Consider the following 17,887-nt stretch of genomic DNA (forward strand, 5'->3'; position numbering starts at 1 on the left):
TTGGTCCGGCTGCGGGCGTCGGGGCCACTATACTCAAGGTGTTTTTTCACCCAAGCCGGCGAGGCATCTAAATGAGCGACAAACCCGATTTGCGCAAATATTCCTCTCAGGTAGTTGACGGCGTGGAGCGCTCGCCGGGGCGCGCCATGCTGCGGGCGGTGGGTTTTACCGAGGAGGATTTCGCCAAGCCGCAGATCGGCATTGCCTCGACCTGGGCCATGGTCACCCCTTGCAACATGCACATCGACAAGCTCGCGCGGGAGGCCGAACGCGGGGCGAATGCGGCGGGTGCCAAAGGGGTGATCTTCAACACCATCACCATCTCCGACGGCATCGCCAACGGCACCGAAGGCATGAAGTACTCATTGGTGTCGCGGGAAGTGATCGCCGACTCGATCGAAACGGTGGCCGGTTGCGAAGGCTTCGACGGACTGGTCACGGTCGGTGGCTGCGACAAAAACATGCCCGGCTGCCTGATCGGCATGGCACGCCTGAACCGCCCCTCGATCTTTGTGTATGGCGGCACCATTCGCCCGGGTGCCGGCCATACCGACATCATTTCCGTATTCGAAGCCGTGGGCCAGCATGCGCGCGGCGATATCAACGAGATCCAGGTCAAGCAAATCGAGGCAGTGGCCATTCCCGGCCCTGGCTCCTGCGGCGGCATGTACACGGCCAACACCATGGCTTCGGCCATCGAGGCCCTGGGCATGAGCCTTCCCGGTTCCAGCTCCCAGGATGCGGTAGGCACCGACAAGACGTCAGACAGCTTCCGCGCCGGGCAACAGGTCATGGAGTTGCTCAAGCTCGACCTCAAGCCGCGGGACATCATGACCCGCAAGGCCTTTGAAAACGCGATTCGCGTGGTGATCGCCCTCGCCGGCTCGACCAACGCCGTGTTGCACCTGCTGGCCATGGCCCACGCCGTGGACGTCGAGCTGACGCTGGATGACTTCGCCGAGCTGGGCAAAGTGTCGCCGGTTGTGGCCGACCTGCGGCCCAGCGGCCAGTACATGATGAGCGAACTGGTAGCCATCGGCGGCATTCAGCCGCTGATGAAACGTATGCTGGACGCCGGCATGCTGCATGGCGATGTCATGACCGTGACCGGCAAGACACTGGCCGAGAACCTGCGCGATGTTGCCGATTACGTGGCCGGCCAGGACGTGATCCTGCCCTTCGACCAGCCGATCAAGAAGGACTCCCACCTGGTCGTGCTGCGCGGCAACCTGGCCCCCGATGGCGCGGTGGCCAAAATCACCGGCAAGGAGGGCCTGCGCTTTGCAGGCACTGCCCGGGTCTATCACGGCGAAGAAGGCGCGCTGGCGGGCATTCTCAACGGCGAGGTGCAGGCAGGCGATGTGATCGTGATTCGCTACGAAGGGCCCAAGGGCGGGCCCGGCATGCGCGAAATGCTCTCGCCGACTTCGGCGGTCATGGGCAAGGGGCTGGGCAAGGAAGTAGCGCTGATCACCGATGGCCGCTTCTCTGGCGGCTCCCATGGCTTCGTGGTGGGCCATATCACCCCGGAGGCATTCGAGGGCGGGCCGATTGCGTTGATCGAGGATGGCGACCGAATTGTTATCGATGCCGAAACCCGGCAGATCACCGTGGAAGTTGCGGCGGCTGAATTGGCCAGGCGCAAGACGACTTGGCTGCGCCCGGAGGCCAGGTACAAGCGCGGGGTGTTGGCCAAATATGCCAAGACCGTGTCCAGCGCCTCGGAAGGCGCTGTGACGGATAAGTACCTCTGAGCGGAGTTGACGGCTGCTTGAACTATCGCCATCGCGAGCAGGCTCGCACCCACAGTGAATTCGCCAGGGTTCATCTGTGAGAGCGAGCCTGCTCGCGATGAGGCCTTTGAACCGAAAATGTCTAAGCGCCCGACTGGTAACCAAACATCGACTTCAACTCCAGGTATTCCTCGAATCCATGGACGCCCCACTCGCGGCCGTTGCCCGACTGTTTGTAGCCACCAAAGGGCGCGCCGTTGTCGGCCTTGCTGCCATTGAGGTGAACCATGCCGGTGCGCAGCCTTCGAGCAACCGAACGAGCCTGCTCCAGAGTGCCTGCGGTCACATACCCTGACAGTCCGTAAGGGCTGTCATTGGCGATCGCCACAGCTTCGTCCTCGCTGTCGTACGGCATGATCACCAGCACCGGACCGAACACTTCCTCGCGAGCAATCGGCATGTCCGTGGTGACGTCGGCAAATACCGTGGGCCTCACGTAATACCCTTGGGTCACGCCAACCGGACGACCCACGCCACCACACACCAGGCGCGCGCCTTGATCCATCGCCCCGGCGATCATGGCCTGGACGCGCTCAAATTGCGCCAGGTTGGCCAGCGGCCCCATGGCGGTGGAGGGATTGCTGTCGTCGAAACAGATCTGGGTGGCGACAGCCCGGGCGATCTCCACGGCTTGTTGCTGCAAGTGGCGCGGGATCAGCAATCGCGTCGGTGCATTGCAGGACTGGCCGCTGTTACGAAAACAACTGCTGACACCGTGGCGCACAGCCGCCTTAATATCCGCATCGGCGAGTATCAAATTGGCCGACTTGCCGCCCAGTTCCTGGGACACGCGCTTGACCGAGTCCGCCGCGGCCTTGGCCACAGCAACCCCGGCACTTGTGGAACCGGTGAACGACACCATGTCGATATGCCGATGGCGGGCAATGCCGTCGCCGATGGTCGGGCCGTCGCCGTTAACCAGGTTGAACACCCCCTTCGGCACCCCGGCATGGTGAAGAATGTCGGCCAGCAGCATCGCCGACAGCGGCGCCCTTTCGCTGGGCTTGAGCACCAGGGTGCAGCCGGCCGCCAGTGCCGGGGCAATTTTGCAGGTCAGTTGGTTCAGCGGCCAGTTCCATGGGGTGATCAGGCCGCAGACGCCGATAGGCTCTCGACTGATCAGGGTGCTGCCATGGGGACGGTCGAAATCATAAGTGCGCAGCACTTCAAAAGCGCGTTGCAGATGTCCGAGGCCTGCGGGAACGTGGGCGCTGCGGGCCAGTGACAGCGGCGCGCCCATCTCCTTGTGCACCCATTCAGCCAAGGCTTCGCTCTGTGCTTCATAACCTTGAATGATCGCCGCGAGCAGTTCCAGGCGCTGTGCCCGCGACCACTGCGAGTAATCTGCAAACGCCTGCCTTGCCGCTGCCACCGCGTCATCGAGATCGGCCCGGGTACCCAGGCTGATCACCCCGACCGAGCGCTCGGTGGACGGGTCAATCACCTCCAGGGTAGAACCACCCTGCGGCTTGACCCACTGGCCATTGATGTAGAAATCCAGGAAGTTCATGGCGGCTCCTCAGGCGACCTTGTCGATGGCGCGGCGCAAGGTGGCGAAGATCAGCGCGATCTGTTCTTGCGTGATGATCAGAGGCGGCGACAGTACGATATTCTCCCCTGACGCGCGTACCAGCACCCCGGCGTCGAAACACCGCTGGGCAACCTCGGCGGCGCGGGCACCCGGTGCGCCTTCACGGGGTTTGAGTTCAACCGCGCACAGTAAGCCAATGGCGCGAACGTCGAGCACCAGGCCCTGCTCGCGCAATGCCAGTGCAGCGTTCTGCCAGACTGGCGCGACCTGCTGCACATGGGCATTGATGCGCAGCTCATCGTGCACTGCCAAGGTCGCAAGCCCGGCGGCGCACGCCAGTGGGTGCGCCGAGTAGGTGTAGCCGTGCATCAATTCAATGGCCTGGTCAGGGCCTTGCATGAACGCGTCATACACCGCACCGCTGACCAGCACGCCGCCCATGGGCACGGCGCCATTGGTCAAGCCTTTGGCCAGGGTCATCAGGTCAGGCGTCACGCCGAACACCTGCGCACCGAAAGACTCGCCCAGGCGCCCGAAACCGCTGATCACCTCATCAAAAATCAGCAGTACGCCATGCCGATCGCAGATTTCGCGCAGTTTCTGCAGGTAACCCAGTGGCGGCGCATACACCCCACCCGACCCCGTGACCGGCTCGACGATGACCGCCGCCACGGTCGCCGGGTCGTGAATTTCCAGCAATTGCAGCAACGCGTCGGCGTAATGCGCGCCCTGCTCCGGCTGACCGGGGCTGAAACGCAAGCTGGCATCGTACGGTAGCGGCAGGTGTGCAACGTCGCCTAGCAACGGGCCGAAGTCACGTTTCTGCCGGCCAATCCCGGAGACCGACAGCCCACCGAAGCCCATGCCGTGATAGCCCTTGGCGCGGCCGATCAGTTTGGTCCGGCGACAATCGCCACGAGCCTGATGGTAGGCCCGGGCGATCTTCAACGCCGTGTCGACGGCCTCGGAGCCGGAGTTGGTGAAGAACACCTTGTCCAGGCCCGTCGGAGCCTTCGCCACTAACTGGTCAGCGAAGGCGAGTGCCGCCGGGTGACTCATCTTGAACGAGGACACAAAGTCCAGGCGCCCCGCCGCTTCGCGAATCGCTTCAACGATTTGCCCCTGCCCGTGCCCCGCGTTGACACACCAGAGCCCGGCCATTGCATCGAGCACCTGACGGCCGTCGGTGGTGGTGTAGTGCATGCCCTCGGCGCTGTCGATCAGCAGCCGCTGGCGATCGAACTGGCGCATCGGGGTAAAGGGCGCCCACAGCGCCGAAGTCGAGGTCTGGTTCATCTACAGTGCTCCGTAAAGTGTCAAAAGATTCAGATGCGCTTGCCGGTCAGGGTCGGCCGCTGCATTGATCCGGCGTTGGTGTTGACGCCGCGATCAAACAGCAGGCGACCGCCTTCCAGACGGCAACGGACATGGTCGCCAAAAGCGGTTTCGACGAAGCGCCAGTCCATTCGCAACTCACCATCAGGGGTCCAGCGCCCATGGGCGATTACCGGGGTCTGCGGTGGTTGGTATTGGTGATGCAGATAGTTACCGGTAAGGCTGGTGATCGATTCCAACGGCTGCTGCAAACCCACTCGCAGGCGATGGGTTCCGCGATGATCGACCAGGCTGAACGCGCATTCGCCAGGGCTGAAATCAAAGCTGATCTCGCGCACACCGTCCTCGTTCGGTTCGATGGCGAAACGCCCCTGCAGGGCTTCAGCCTCGGGAGATTCAGTCAAGCCCTGCAGCATGGGCAGGCGCAGGCCTTCGATCGCTGCATCGAGTTGCAACCGGGACGCTTGCGGGTCCGCGCTGCGCGGCCCAGGGCCGGGAACAAATATTCCCAGATGGCCGCCTGCAAACGGCGTTCGCCGAGCTGCAGGCCGCAGGTGAAGGCCAGCACCGTTTCCTGGTCGGGCAGCACCATGCAGTACTGGCCGAAAACCCCAGACGCGTAGTACCCGCCGTGACGGGTCATCCACCATTGGTAGCCATACCCTCCACGTTGCACTTCGCTGGCACCATCCTTGTTGCGCGGCAGGTATTGCTTGCCATCGAATTCGCCCATCCACACGTCTTCGACCTGGTTGCGAGTGGCCGCGGCGATCCACTGCGGCGACAATAACTGCCGGCCCTGCCACTGCCCTTTGTTCAAATGCAGCACGCCGAACTTCAGTGAGTCTTCCGTGGTGCAGCTCAAACCATTGCCGCCGGAATTGAAGCCACCTGGCGCCAGATCCCACTCCAGTTTGTCCATCCCGAGAAAACCCAGGACCCGCTCCTGCAACAGGGCATGCATGGTCTGCCCGCTGACACGGGTGACAATGGCCGAGAGCATGAAGCTTGAGGCGCTGCTGTAGATGAATGACTGGCCCGGGGTTCGTCCACAGGCTCGTGCAGGAAGGCCTCGACCCAGCTGCTTTGCAGATTGCGCCAGGCGCCACCGGAAATGCCGCGCTGATGGCCGGTGCGCATGGTGAGCAGGTCTTCGACGGTCATGGCGGCGAGGTTCGCGCTGATCTGTGGCGGGCACAGTTCAGGGAAAAAGCTCACGACTTTGGCGTCGAGCTGCAGGCGTCCATCGTCGACCAGCAGGCCGACGGCGGTGGCCGTCCAGCTCTTGGTCGCCGAGTGCTGCACGTGCATGCGGCGCGCCGAATAAGGTTGCCAGAACGCCTCTGCCACCACCGCTCCCTGGCGATAGAGCATGAAACTGTGCAGCTCGATCCCGGCGTCACTCACCGCCTCGAGAAATTCGACGATCCCGCGAGGGTCGACGCCCCGTTCTTGAGGCAGGGCTCTGGGCAGAGGTACATAGGTCATCACAACGCTTCCTGATAATTGCCATTGATGCGGCGGCAATGTTTTTATATTGAAAGTAATACAGCTCAAATAGTGACTTTTACTTATTAAATGTATTTGCGCCGCCTATAATTCCGTTTCGGGCGAATCGAAGCGGCCCGGGCTTTTCGGGTATCCTTGCCTTCCCCTGCCACAGGAACGACCTCGCGCCATGTCTCAACTCACCTCGCTGCAGACCAAAGTCGCCGGCCAGATTCTTTCCGCCATCCAGTCGGGCGACCTGCAACCCGGTACTCATCTGAAGGAAGTCGAACTGACCCAGCGCCTGGGCGTGTCCCGCTCGCCCATTCGCAGCGCGCTGTCGTACCTGGCCGAGCAGCAGTTGATCGAGCCCTTGCCGCAGCAGGGTTTTCGCGTACCGCTGCAGACGGCCAGCGGACTGGCACAGCAGGTCAGCGAGTTGCACAACGAGGAGGACGACCTGTACACGCGCCTGATCGATGACCGACTTAACCAGGTGCTGCCCGATCAGATCTCCGAGAGCGACCTGCTGCGCCGTTATGGCGTCGGTAAAAGCGTGCTGCGCCGTTGCTTGTTGCGCCTGTCCGATGAAGGCGTAATGCAGCGCAGGCACGGTCACGGCTGGTTGTTCCTGCCAACCCTGAGCAGCGCGCAAACCCGCTTCGAGAGTTATCGCTTTCGCATGCTGCTCGAGCCCGCGGGGCTGCTGGAGCCGACCTTCAAGGTCAACCCCGAGCAATTCCGTCGGTGCCGGGAGCGGCAGCTGGAGCTGCTTGAAGGTCAAGTGGACGGGCAGCGCTTTTTTGAATGCAATGCCGAGTTTCACGAGCTGTTGGCTGCGGCCTCTGGCAACAGCTACATCCTGCAGGCGATCCAGCAACAGAACCGCCTGCGCCGCCTCACCGAGTTCCATTCGGCGAGCAACGTCGAGCGGGTCAAGGTCTCCCTGCCGCGAGCACCTGGCGATTCTCGATGCGCTGGAGCAGGGCGACAACGAATGGGCATCGACCCTGTTGCATCGGCACCTGGAAGTCGCCAGCAAGATGGGCGTCGCGCGCAACAAGGCCTGACTCGCACCGTAGGCATCCCCCGTAGGAGCTGCCGAAGGCTGCGATCTTTTGATCTTGTTCAGCAGGCTCATTACCAAAGCGCCACGGTGTAACCGACGATCACGCGGTTTTCGTTCATGTCGCGCAGGTAATTGGCTTTGCTCATCCCGTTGCGCCAGCGCAATGAAACGCCTTTGAGCGCGCCGGACTGGAACACATACCCCAAGTCGATATCCCGCTCCCACTCACGCCCTTCCCCGGCAAAACCCAACACTTGCGCCTGATCTCCCTTGGCCCAGCGAGTCGAGAACGTCAGCCCGGGCACACCCAGCGCAGCGAAATCAAAGTCATAACGCGCGTGCCACACCCGCTCGTTGGTCTGGGAGAAGTTGCTCAACTGGTACTCGGAAAACAGATAGGTGTTGGTGCCATCGACATAGGTGAACGGCGTATCACCAAACTGCTCCTGATACCCGCCGCCGAGGCTGTGTCCCTTGTAGCTGTAGGCGACCCGCGTGCTCAGCGCGCGGTTATCCACCTTGCCCGCCAGCCCGGCGCCCGCCTTGTCCGCGTCGAAGTAGCGAATGTCGCTCTTGAGCACGCCGCCGCCCAGGGCAAAACTGTTCTTCAGGCCCACATAGTGCTGCTGGTAAATGTCCTCCAGCTGGGCAAAGTGATAGGTCAACGTCAGGTTCGGATTGACCTTGTAATCGCCGCCCATGAAACGGAACTGATCGCTCTTGGCCGAGCTTTTGTAAGCGCCGCTTTGACCCGTCAACCCCATGTCCTCATAGTCGGTCGACTCACGTTGTTTGGTCCGGTCGATCTGGCCACCAGTGAGGTTCAGGCCGGTGACATCCGCCGACGTGACCTGAGTACCGCGGAACGTCTGCGGGAACAGGCGGCTGGTGTTGGGTTGCAAGGTCGGCAAGTCCGGTACCAGGTATCCGCTGCGCAATTCGCTCTTGGCAAAGCGCACCTTGCCGGTCACACCCAGCTTGGAATACTCATCGTGGGCGCGCTTGACGTAGCTCGGTTGCCCGGGCTCAGGTTCGTTGTCGCGCGACAGCAGGCCCGACCCTGAGCGATCCGGACTGGAGTCCAGTTTCAGGCCGAGCATGCCGACCGCGTCGACGCCGAACCCGACCGTGCCTTCGGTGAAACCGGACTTGAGGTTGAGCATGAAACCCTGGGCCCACTCCTCGCGTTTGGATTGCCCGGCGTCTTCGCGGTAGTCACGGTTGAAGTAGTAGTTTTTCAGCTCCAGGTCGGCCTTGCTGTCCTTGATGAAATCGGCGTAGGCCGGGGCGCACAGCAAGCCGCCGCTCATGAGGCTTACGCCCTTGAAGATCAGGTTCAGGTTGTTCTTATGCATTGTCATTGGCTCCTGGCAGTCGTGATGGATGAGTAGGTCTTATTGTTTTTCGGACATGACTTCCCCCTTCGCGCCCGTTTTGAAGCTGGCGCGCCGGGTGTCATCAGGGTGCTAAATCAAAAGCTTGCGGGTCGTATTCGGTAGCCGCCGTCGCTCAGCTTTTCCAGCGGGCTCGCCGCCGCCAGCAGCTGTCGGGTATAGGGGTGTTGCGGGTGGTCGAAGATCTGTTCGCGAGCGCCCACCTCCACGACTTCGCCCTGATGCATCACGGCCACGCGGTGGGCAATGCGCTCCACTGCCGCCAGGTCATGGGAGATGAACAGGCAGGCGAAGCCGTATTGCGCCTGCAGACGCTCGAACAGTTCGAGGATCTGCTTCTGGATCGTCATGTCGAGGGCGGAAATCGGCTCGTCGGCGATCACCAGTTGCGGATGCCGCACCAGTGCGCGGCCGATGGCGACTCGCTGGCGCTGACCACCCGACAGTTGGTGGGGAAAGCGCTCGATAAACTGTTCGGCCAGTCCCACATCGCGCAGTGTCTGTGCCACGCGCTCCCGGCGCTGCGGGGCATTGAGCGCCGGTTCATGGCGCAATGGCTCGGCCAGGATCTCGCCGATTTTCATCCGTGGATTAAGCGATGAATAAGGGTCCTGGAAAATCATCTGGCATTGCAGCCGATGGGTTCGATTGGCCGCCTTGAGAATGTCCACGCCCTTGAACCGAATGGCCCCGGCACAGGGTTTGATCAGCCCCACCAGTGAACGCCCCAGGGTGGTCTTGCCCGAACCGCTGCCGCCGACCAGCGCCAGGGTTTCCCCGGCGCAATCGCCAGGCTGGCCGAATGCACCACGCGCTTGTAGTGGCGTTTGCCCCAGAACGAAGTAGGCCCGGGATGCTCGATGCACACCTGATCGACCTCTACCAACGGGCCGTCGCTGGCCGGCAATGGCGCCAATGCGCCGCGCCGTGGCAAGGCTTCGAGCAACTGGCGGGTGTATTCGGCCTTCGGTGCCAGAAGGATGTCCTGGATACTGCCCTGCTCCACCGACTTGCCGTGACGCATCACCACTACCTTGTGGGCGTAGCGTGCGACCAGTGACAGGTCATGGCTGATGAACAGGATAGCCGTGCCCTGCTCCCGGGTCAGTTCCAGCATCAGCTCGATGACGTCCAGCTGCGCCAGGCAATCGAGCGCGGTAGTCGGCTCGTCGGCAATCAGCAACGCCGGGCGCAACAACATCACCGAAGCCAGCATGATCCGTTGGCGCATGCCGCCGGAAAACTGGTGCGGGTACGATTCCAGGCAGCGTTCGGCGTCCTTGATGCCGATGCGCTGGAGCATCGTGATGCAACGCTCGCTGATCTGCGCGGCGCTGAGGTCGGTGTGCAGTTGCAGCGCTTCGCTCATCTGCTGGCCGATTTTCAACGCGGGGTTGAGCGACACCATTGGCTCCTGGAACACCATGCCAATGCTGGCGCCGCGAATGGCGCGCAGCTGTACGGTGTCGAGCTTTACCAAATCACGCCCCTGGAACTCCAGGCGACCTGCGCAGACCTGCATCGGCGCCGGCAGCAGGCCGATAGCCGCACGGGCCGCCATGGTCTTGCCACTGCCCGACTCGCCAACCAGGGCGACGATCTCGCCCGGTGCAACGCTGAAGCTCAGGTCGTCGACCGCCAGTGCGCCGTGCTCACCCACGCGAATCTTCAGGTTTTCCACGCTCAGCAACGTATCAGTCGCCATGCTTATTTCCTCATCCGGGGGTCGAGACGATCACGCAGCGCGTCGCCGAACAGATTGATAGCCAACAGTGCCAGGCAGATGAACAGCCCCGGGAAGATTCCCAGCCAGCTCGCCGAAGCAATATAGGGTCGGCTGCTGGCGAGCATGTTGCCCCACGTCGCCGCAGGTGGCGGAACGCCCAGGCCGAGAAAGCTCAAGGCGCTTTCCGACAGCAATGCCCAGCCGAACATGCTGGTAGCCAGTACGCACAGTGGCGCCAGGCAGTTGGGGGCGATGTGCCGCAGCATGGTGTACAGCTCGGAATTGCCGATCACCCGCGACGCTTCGATGTACTCCAGCTCCCGCAGCGACAACACGGTGCCGCGCACCACGCGCACCACCGACGGGGTGTAGGCAATGCCCAGTGCCAGGACGATCCCGTACTTGCTCGCGCCGATGATCGCCATGATGCCCAGGGCCATGAGGATGCCGGGGAAGGCCAGCAGCGCATCGTTGAACATCATCAGCACGCGGTCAGTCCAGCCGCGCAGGTAGCCGGCCAGCATGCCGATCAAGGTCCCCGCGATCACCGCGACACTGACCGCCAGCAGGCTGATCCACAGGCTGGTACGGGCGCCGATCAACAGCCGGCTGAACACGTCGCGACCGAATTCATCGGTGCCCAGCCAGTGAATGGCTGATGGCGCCTGCAACCGCGACAGTAAGTCGAGACGCAATGGGTCGAACGGCGTCCAGACCAGTCCCAGCAAGGCCAGGGCGATCAGGATCAGCAGCAGACTGCCGCCGATCATGGCGTTGGCCGCGGGCCAGGCACGGGGCCGCTTGCCTGCGGGGGTGGCGGTGTCGACAAGCGGCGCCACAGGTAGATTCGAACTCATAACTTCACCCTTGGATCGAACAGCGGATAAAGCAGATCCACACAAAGGTTGACCAGCACATAGATGAAGGTGATCAGCAGCAGGCAGCCCTGCAGCACCGGATAGTCGCGGGCGAAGATCGCGTCCACCATCAGCCGGCCAATGCCCGGCAGGGTGAACACGGTTTCCAGTACCGCAATGCCGCCCAGCAGGTTGCCAAGGATCAGCCCGACCAGGGTCCAGGTTGGCGCAAAAGCATTGGGCAAGGCGTGCCGCCAGAGAACCGCGCGTTCCGACAGCCCCTTGGCGCGGGCATGGGCAATGTATTCCAGGCGCAGGACTTCAATGGTGCTGGCCCGGGCCATGCGAGTGATCGCGCCCAGCTCCACCAAGGTCAGGGTGACGATCGGCAGTACCAGGTAACTCATGGCCTGCCAGGGTGCCTGGGCAAAGCTGACGTACCCCACCACCGGCAGCCAGCCGAGCTTGATGCCGAACGCGTGGAGCAGGAGCAAGCCAAGCCAGAAGCTGGGAATCGACAGCAGCAAGGTGGCAGTGGTCACCAGCCCCAGGTCCAGCGCGCTGTTCTGTTTCCAGGCGGCGATCAGCCCCACCGGCACCGCGATGAGCGTGGCCAGCAGCACCGACACCAGGACGATAATCGCGCTGACGCTGAAACGCTCCAGAATCAGCGGCAATACCGCCTGTTTAGTACTGATGGAGAATCCCAGGTCACCGCTGAGCACGGCCTTGATCCAGATGAGAAACTGGGTCACCAGGCTGTTATCCAGGCCCAGGTTGCGGCGCATGTCGGCCAGGCTCTGGGGTCGGCCATGTCGCCGAGCATCAGCAGCGCCGGATCACCGGGAATCAAGCGGATCAACGCAAACACCATCACCGAAATCAGCAACAGTGTCGGTATCGCCATCCCGAGTTTTTGCAGGATAAAACGCAACATGATCAGACTCCGCCTTAATGAGCCGAGAGGCTCACGCCCCACAGGCGTGGCTTGGCCACCGGCCAGGAGTGGTAGCCACGGACGCTGTCGCGCAACGCGCCGATAATGGTGCCGTTGTAGATGATCACCATCGGGGTGTCCTCAATCATCATCTTGTGCAGTTGATCGAACAAGGCCTGGCGCTTGCCCGTGTCACTCTCGCGCACGGCCTCGCGCAGCAAACCCTGGGCCTGGGGGTTGTCCCACACCTTGCGCGGCTCCTTGCTCTTGTCGCCCATCAGCGAATCAAAACCCAGGGCCGGGTCCAGTCGCGATGAGTAGGAGAACGACATCATCTGGTAGTTGCCGCTCTGGTAACGCTCCAGCTGGGTCCCCCACTCCAGGGTTTCCATCTCGATATTCAGGCCGCTGCCCTGGGCCATGGCCTGGCTCAGTACGCCCATGTCGAACATCTGCTGATAGCGCTTGTTGACGATCATCTTGATCGGCTGGCCTTTGTAACCGGCCTCTTTCAACAGACGCTGAGCCTGCTCTGGGTCATATTTGTAGCCTTGTTTCGCCGTGGCGTCGTAGAAAGCACTGGTCTGCGGTATTGCCGAATTGTTCGGCTCGGACAGGCCGTTGGACAAGGCCGTGACCATCTGTCCGTAGTCCAGTGAATGAGCGATGGCCTGGCGAATGCGCACGTCCTTGAGCAGAGGATCGTTGGTCTGGAACAGCAAACCGCAGATCGCCATGATCGGGCTGACCGACACCTGCACGCCCGGCAGTGCCTTGAGCTCCTGGGCATCGCTGGCGGTCACGTCCGGCAGCAGGTCAATGTTGTTCGACAGCAGCGCCGCCTTGGCCGAAGACGCATCGGGAATGATCATGAAGCGCAGCACATCGACCAATGCCTGTTTCTTGCCGGTGAAGCCATCCGGGCCGGCATCGTCACGGGCGCTGTAATCCTTGAAGCGTGCCAGCTCCACCGACTGCCCGGGTTTCCACTCGGCCAGGGTAAACGGGCCGGTACCGATCGGGGCTTTCCACTTGCCATCCGCCGCCACTGAGTCCGGGTGCAGAATGCCACCACCGCCGCAATCAGGACGGGCCATGGAGGCCAGAAACAGTCCGCTCGGCTGATCAAGGGTGAAGACCACAGTCAGCGGATCGGGGGTGGCAATACCGGTGATCTTCGCCCCGCCGCGACCATCGAACTCCGCCAGGCAGCGCCACTGGGTCTTGGGATTGAGGTAGTGCTCCCAGGTCCACTTGACATCAGCCGCCGTCAGCGTCGCGCCATTATGAAAACGGACCCCGTCGCGCAGCTTGAAGGTATAGGTCTGGCCTTCGTTGGAAACCTGGACTTCCTTGGCCAGCAACGGGCCGACCGATGCATCCTCGCGATGGGCCACCAGGCCCTCGACGATGTGCAGCATCACGGTATCGGTATTCTCGTCACGGTTGACCCCAGGCTCGGTGCTGCGGATATCGGCGTTGAGGCCAACTCGCAAGGTGCCGGCGGCCTGGGCCTGCGCAAAGGCTGCGCCGAGTGCAACCACACTGAGGGCTTGCAGGGTGACGCAGAGGGATCTGTTCAATAAGCGATGCACGGGAGAGGTTCTCCTTCGCTGAAAAGTCCGGCCAGGGGCAGTGCCGGCTTCAAGCCTGTGTTTATGTCGTTTTTGTTATGGCCTGATTGGAATCAGCGCCGCATGCGATTTTGTTTTTTTAAATTCGCACGAACATAATCACAGCATGCATTCTGCTTGTAAATGTTTTTTTATGCATCTAAAAACATTAGATGCATTTTTGGGTGAGACGCCGGTTCAAAAGATCGCGGGCTGTGCCAGCGCCTGCCGCGGCTTCAAAGCCGGAACCTGTTAACCGACTGCGACAACTGCCCTGCCAGGCTCGCCAGCTCATCAGTAGTGTTGGCCGTCTCGCCAATCACACGGCTGTTGCCCTCTGACATCCCGGCAATCATTTCCACCTGATGGGCAATTTCGTTGCTGGCCAGGCTTTGCTCGCCAATGGTGCGAGTGATGTCGTTGACCAGTTGGGTGGTATTGAGCGTGGCATCGAGAATTTCCCGGATCGCCCGCTCGACCTCGGCGGTCACCGCCATCCCCTTGTCGACCTGAGCCACCCCCGCTTCCATGCTGCTGACCGCTTCCCGGGTGCTTTGCTGGATGCGCGCAACCATGCCGGCGATTTCCTGGGTCGACGCACTGGTACGCCCCGCCAGGCTGCGCACTTCGTCAGCGACCACGGCAAAACCACGGCCCTGCTCTCCGGCGCGGGCGGCTTCAATCGCGGCGTTCAGTGCCAGCAGGTTGGTCTGGTCGGCAATGCCCTTGATGACCTGGATGATGCTGAAAATCCCTTCGGACTCTTTGTCCAGGGTGCGGATGACCTGCGCCGACTGCTGCGCCGAGCGAGCGATGCCATCCATGTCGCTGACCACTTGATGGATCACCCGGCCGCCTTCCTTGGCCAGGTTTTCCGCCTGGTTGGCCATGTTCAGCGCACGCTCGGCATGCCGGGTGATCTCCTCGATGCTGGCGGTCATTTCGCTCGCGGCTGCGGCCATGGTGCTGGCGGCACTGCTTTGCTGTTGACTGCTGTCAGCGACCTCATGGCAGCCATTGCTTAACCGTTCGCTCATGCCGCTCACGCCGTGGGCGTTGCTGCGCACGACCTCGATCATGCCGCGCAAGTCGCGCTGCATGGTCGCCAGGCTGCGAATCAGGGCGCTGGCTTCATCTTTGCCGGCAGGTTCGGCAATTGCCTCGCTCAGGTGGCCGTGGGCGATGCTGTCGGCGATGCGACTGGCGGTTTGCAGCGGGCCCATGATACTGCGCAGCACCCAGCGCCCCTGCACCAGCAGCAACAACAGGCTGGCGATCAGCACACCACCGAGGGCAAAATTGGCGTTGCTGATGGCCTGTTGCGTACCGACGCTGGTGTGCTGGGTATCGGTTTCGATCAGTTCGCTGAGCGCAGCCATCTGGTCTTCGAGCTGGTTGAATGCGGCATTAAAAGTGCCGAGTTCCTGTTGCGCAGCCGAAGGATTTTCCAGCGCCAGCCCGACAATCCGCTCCGCGGCGCTGATGTAGGTATCGAGGCTCGGCTTGATCTGATTGAGGCCAGCCTGGAGGGTGGCGTTGACCGGCAGCTTGAGGTTGTTGCCCAGCACTTCACGGAAACGTCCCGCGTGCTCATCGATGGAGTTGCGCACCTCTGCCTGGCTGCTGTTGCTCTTTCCCAGGCCGACCAGCATCGCCGACAACACGTCGGCGCGCAGGGCGTCATGCATCATGTCGGCTTCAAGATGATTGCGCAGCGCGGCCATGCTGACTTCGTTATCGCTCACCGCCTCCGCCATCTGCGTGTTTCCCATATAACTGACCAGGCTCATGATCAAGGCCGTCAGCAAGCCGGTACCAATCAGCAGTATCAAACGTAATTTTATCGACACTCTGTGCATCCCCGATCAGTTGGGTGCAGCCATGCTGCAGATGGCTGTTCTGATCAGGTTATCGACTGCGCGAAGCGCTAATTGAAGGCTATTTGCAAACGAGCGTTTTGTTGCTCGCCGGGGTGAGTAACGATTGCAGGGCCAAGGCATTGCCCACGGCAAATCCGCTGGCGGTATTGTCAAAGATGCACCAGGCCTCGCGTCCTGCCTGGATCGCCAATTGCACCTGCTGCGCCAGTGCCTGCAGGCGCTGGATATCGTAGGCGCTGTGGTAAATACGGGGCGAGCCGTGCCAGCGCCAATACTCAATCCCGGCCAGCCACCCGGCACGTCACCGCCAGGAATGGCCGCTGGATCAGCCGCCACCTGCCCGACCTGCTGCTCGACCAACAACGCCTGAGCGTTTTGCCAGCTGAAATGCCGAGGCTCAAGCACCAGGGCCCCGCCGTAACGCAGGCGCAAGGCGCTGAAAAATGCCGTGGCCATGGCTTCGTCGTACGCCAGGGAGGGCGGTAGCTGCACCAGCAAACAGCCCAGGGCATCGCCCAGTGCCGTGCATTGGCCGAGAAACTCGTCCAGCAGCGGCTCGCAATCCTGCAAGCGCAGAACATGGGTTATCCGCTTGGGCAGCTTGACCGAGAATCGAAACCCCGCAGGTACCGATTCGGCCCAGCGCTGATAAGTCTTCGGCCGATGGGGGCGATAGAACGAACTGTTGATTTCGACGGCCGTCAGCTGCGATGCATAACGCTGCAAATGAGTGCCTTCAGCAGCAAACATCGGCCACTGGTCACGAGGCAGATTCCAGCCGGCGCAGCCGATGCAGGCCTGGTAGCGGCTCATTGGCGCGACGCTGCGGTTTCTACATCGATGGTTGCGTGCATTGCGCCCTCCTCGCTATGTGCATCCCTTGTTCTTGGAGGAAAGCGGATCAGGCAAGTTCGTTTTTTCCTGCCTCAAACAGCCGGATAGACAATTTCCAGCCAAGGCCAGCGCGCCTGATAGCTGAGCGCTTTCTTTTCCGAACAGATCAAATTGATGGTTCACCGGATTGATCCGCAACAGTCCCTGCTCGGTATCATCCAGGCCATAAGGCGCATACACCTCGCCGGTCAGCACATCCACGCCCACGCAGGTGCCCTCGATCAGGTAGCGATCAATGCCCTCCTTTGCGCAATTGAGCTGTGGATACACCCCGCCGAAGCGCTCGCCGTACCACAGGTGGCGGACTCGGGCCTGATTCTTGATTTCAATATTGAGGTCGAGGTCTTGAAACAGCGCCTCTGGCCGCCAGGATGACGTCGTTCTCCGCCTCCCAGTGACAAGTCCTGGTCAAAGTAGAAGACGTCGAATCCTTGATGCCCCACGCGGCAGGTTTTGCGTCGCGATGGTTCCACACGGCCTGGAACAGGCAGCCGGCAGTGAGCATGCACTGCTGCAGGCCAGGGGCCGGCAGACGCTCGAGGATCTCGACGTTGGCCGGGTTGGTGCGGGCGATTTTCATCAGACGATCGGGTGTCAGTACCATGGCGAACTCCTTGTCAGCGATCAGATCCCTGGAGTGGGACGATACCGCAGAACAAGCGAGCTTTTCATCCGTGAGGTCTCAAATCAGGGGCAAGGTCACCACAAACTCGCTGCCCTGGCCATCGCCTTCGCTGCGACCGGTCACGCGCCCTCCGTGTGCCTCGACCAGATCGCGCACCACCGTCAGGCCGATACCCAGGCCGGCGCTGTTGAAGCCCATGGCATGATTGTCTTGCACGAACGGTTCGAAGATAAACGGCAGCGCCTGGGCGGAAATACCGATGCCGTTATCACGAATACGGATGATCAGGTTGTGGCCCTGGGCTGTGACGCCCAGCGTGACGACGCCGCCCGCCGGGGTGTACTTGGCGGCGTTGCCCAGCAGGTTGTCGAGGATTTGCGTCAGGCGCACGGCATCACCCTTTATCATCTGGGGCTGCTGCGGCACATCAGCCGTAAAGTGCAGACCGCGATCGGTCATCAACGACCGGCACATTTCGACGGCGTCTTCGATGACCGGGACGATATCAATCAGGCTGCAGTCCAGACGCAGCTTCCCGGAAGTGGCGCGGGAGACATCGAGCAAGTCCTCCACCAGCCGTGACATGTGCTTGACCTGCCCTCGATCAGAGTGCTGCATGCGTGGCAGCTCTGCACTTGGCACCCTCGCCAGCCGCCCGGCAATCATGCTGATGGGCGTCAGCGGGTTGCGCAACTCGTGGGCCACCACCGCCAGGGTGTTGCGTTGCTGCTGCAGCGTGTATTCG

11 protein-coding genes and 7 pseudogenes are annotated in these 17,887 nt (G+C 61.8%); 3 read left to right on the forward strand and 15 right to left on the reverse strand.

Annotated features, from left to right (window positions below):
• Positions 1-71 precede the first annotated feature (71 nt).
• A complete protein-coding gene (ilvD, locus tag JFT80_RS01165; RefSeq protein ID WP_201146640.1) occupies positions 72-1,754 on the forward strand; it encodes a dihydroxy-acid dehydratase in 1,683 nt (560 codons plus the stop codon).
• 121 nt (positions 1,755-1,875) lie between these two features.
• Here the strand turns inward: ilvD and JFT80_RS01170 are convergent, their stop codons facing one another.
• The 5 genes and pseudogenes from JFT80_RS01170 to JFT80_RS23685 form a co-directional block, all read right to left on the reverse strand.
• Positions 1,876-3,303, reverse strand: a complete 1,428-nt coding sequence (locus JFT80_RS01170) for an aldehyde dehydrogenase family protein (RefSeq protein WP_201146641.1) — start codon at positions 3,301-3,303, stop codon at positions 1,876-1,878.
• A gap of 9 nt (positions 3,304-3,312) precedes the next feature.
• On the reverse strand, positions 3,313-4,620 hold the full coding sequence (locus JFT80_RS01175) for an aminotransferase class III-fold pyridoxal phosphate-dependent enzyme (protein ID WP_122840335.1): 1,308 nt from the start codon (positions 4,618-4,620) through the stop codon (positions 3,313-3,315).
• Between the two features lie 29 nt (positions 4,621-4,649).
• A complete protein-coding gene (locus JFT80_RS23675) occupies positions 4,650-5,063 on the reverse strand; it encodes a hypothetical protein (RefSeq protein WP_242482734.1) in 414 nt (137 codons plus the stop codon).
• A complete protein-coding gene (locus JFT80_RS23680) occupies positions 5,060-5,662 on the reverse strand; it encodes a serine hydrolase domain-containing protein (protein ID WP_374091307.1) in 603 nt (200 codons plus the stop codon). Before JFT80_RS23680 ends, JFT80_RS23675 begins: the two co-directional genes overlap by 4 nt.
• Before the next feature lie 89 nt (positions 5,663-5,751).
• Positions 5,752-6,147, reverse strand: a pseudogene (locus JFT80_RS23685) (serine hydrolase); the annotation flags it as partial.
• Between the two features lie 190 nt (positions 6,148-6,337).
• Here JFT80_RS23685 and JFT80_RS01185 point away from each other — a divergent pair.
• Both JFT80_RS01185 and JFT80_RS25255 read left to right on the forward strand, forming a co-directional pair.
• Positions 6,338-7,057: pseudogene (locus tag JFT80_RS01185) on the forward strand (GntR family transcriptional regulator); the annotation flags it as partial.
• Positions 6,960-7,217: an FCD domain-containing protein gene (locus tag JFT80_RS25255; RefSeq protein ID WP_374091308.1), complete on the forward strand. Its 258-nt coding sequence runs from the start codon at positions 6,960-6,962 to the stop codon at positions 7,215-7,217. The pseudogene JFT80_RS01185 and the gene JFT80_RS25255, both read left to right, overlap by 98 nt.
• A 70-nt stretch (positions 7,218-7,287) precedes the next feature.
• Here JFT80_RS25255 and JFT80_RS01190 read toward each other — a convergent pair whose 3' ends face one another.
• From JFT80_RS01190 to JFT80_RS01230, 10 genes and pseudogenes are all read right to left on the reverse strand, one after another.
• A complete protein-coding gene (locus tag JFT80_RS01190; protein ID WP_122840332.1) occupies positions 7,288-8,571 on the reverse strand; it encodes an OprD family porin in 1,284 nt (427 codons plus the stop codon).
• Positions 8,572-8,687: 116 nt separating this feature from the next.
• Positions 8,688-10,315 (reverse strand): annotated as a pseudogene (locus JFT80_RS01195) (ABC transporter ATP-binding protein).
• A gap of 2 nt (positions 10,316-10,317) precedes the next feature.
• On the reverse strand, positions 10,318-11,193 hold the full coding sequence (locus JFT80_RS01200; RefSeq protein WP_201146643.1) for an ABC transporter permease: 876 nt from the start codon (positions 11,191-11,193) through the stop codon (positions 10,318-10,320).
• Positions 11,190-12,130 (reverse strand): annotated as a pseudogene (locus JFT80_RS01205) (ABC transporter permease). Before JFT80_RS01205 ends, JFT80_RS01200 begins: the two are co-directional and overlap by 4 nt.
• A gap of 14 nt (positions 12,131-12,144) precedes the next feature.
• Positions 12,145-13,713 carry an ABC transporter substrate-binding protein gene (locus tag JFT80_RS01210; protein ID WP_201146644.1) on the reverse strand — a complete coding sequence of 523 codons (1,569 nt, stop codon included), beginning with the start codon at positions 13,711-13,713 and terminating at the stop codon, positions 12,145-12,147.
• A gap of 266 nt (positions 13,714-13,979) precedes the next feature.
• Positions 13,980-14,843, reverse strand: coding sequence for a methyl-accepting chemotaxis protein (locus JFT80_RS25260; protein WP_374091309.1), 864 nt, complete (start codon positions 14,841-14,843; stop codon positions 13,980-13,982).
• Positions 14,838-15,602: pseudogene (locus tag JFT80_RS25265) on the reverse strand (MCP four helix bundle domain-containing protein); the annotation flags it as partial. The gene JFT80_RS25260 and the pseudogene JFT80_RS25265, both read right to left, overlap by 6 nt.
• Positions 15,603-15,681: 79 nt before the next feature.
• Positions 15,682-16,436 (reverse strand): annotated as a pseudogene (locus JFT80_RS01220) (DUF72 domain-containing protein).
• A 113-nt stretch (positions 16,437-16,549) separates the two neighbouring features.
• Positions 16,550-17,121 (reverse strand): annotated as a pseudogene (locus JFT80_RS01225) (nucleotidyltransferase family protein).
• Between the two features lie 78 nt (positions 17,122-17,199).
• Positions 17,200-17,887: sensor histidine kinase KdpD (locus tag JFT80_RS01230; protein ID WP_201146646.1), on the reverse strand; the 688-nt coding region annotated here is incomplete at its 5' end.

This window comes from Pseudomonas sp. TH10, from assembly GCF_016651255.1.
GTDB lineage: Bacteria > Pseudomonadota > Gammaproteobacteria > Pseudomonadales > Pseudomonadaceae > Aquipseudomonas.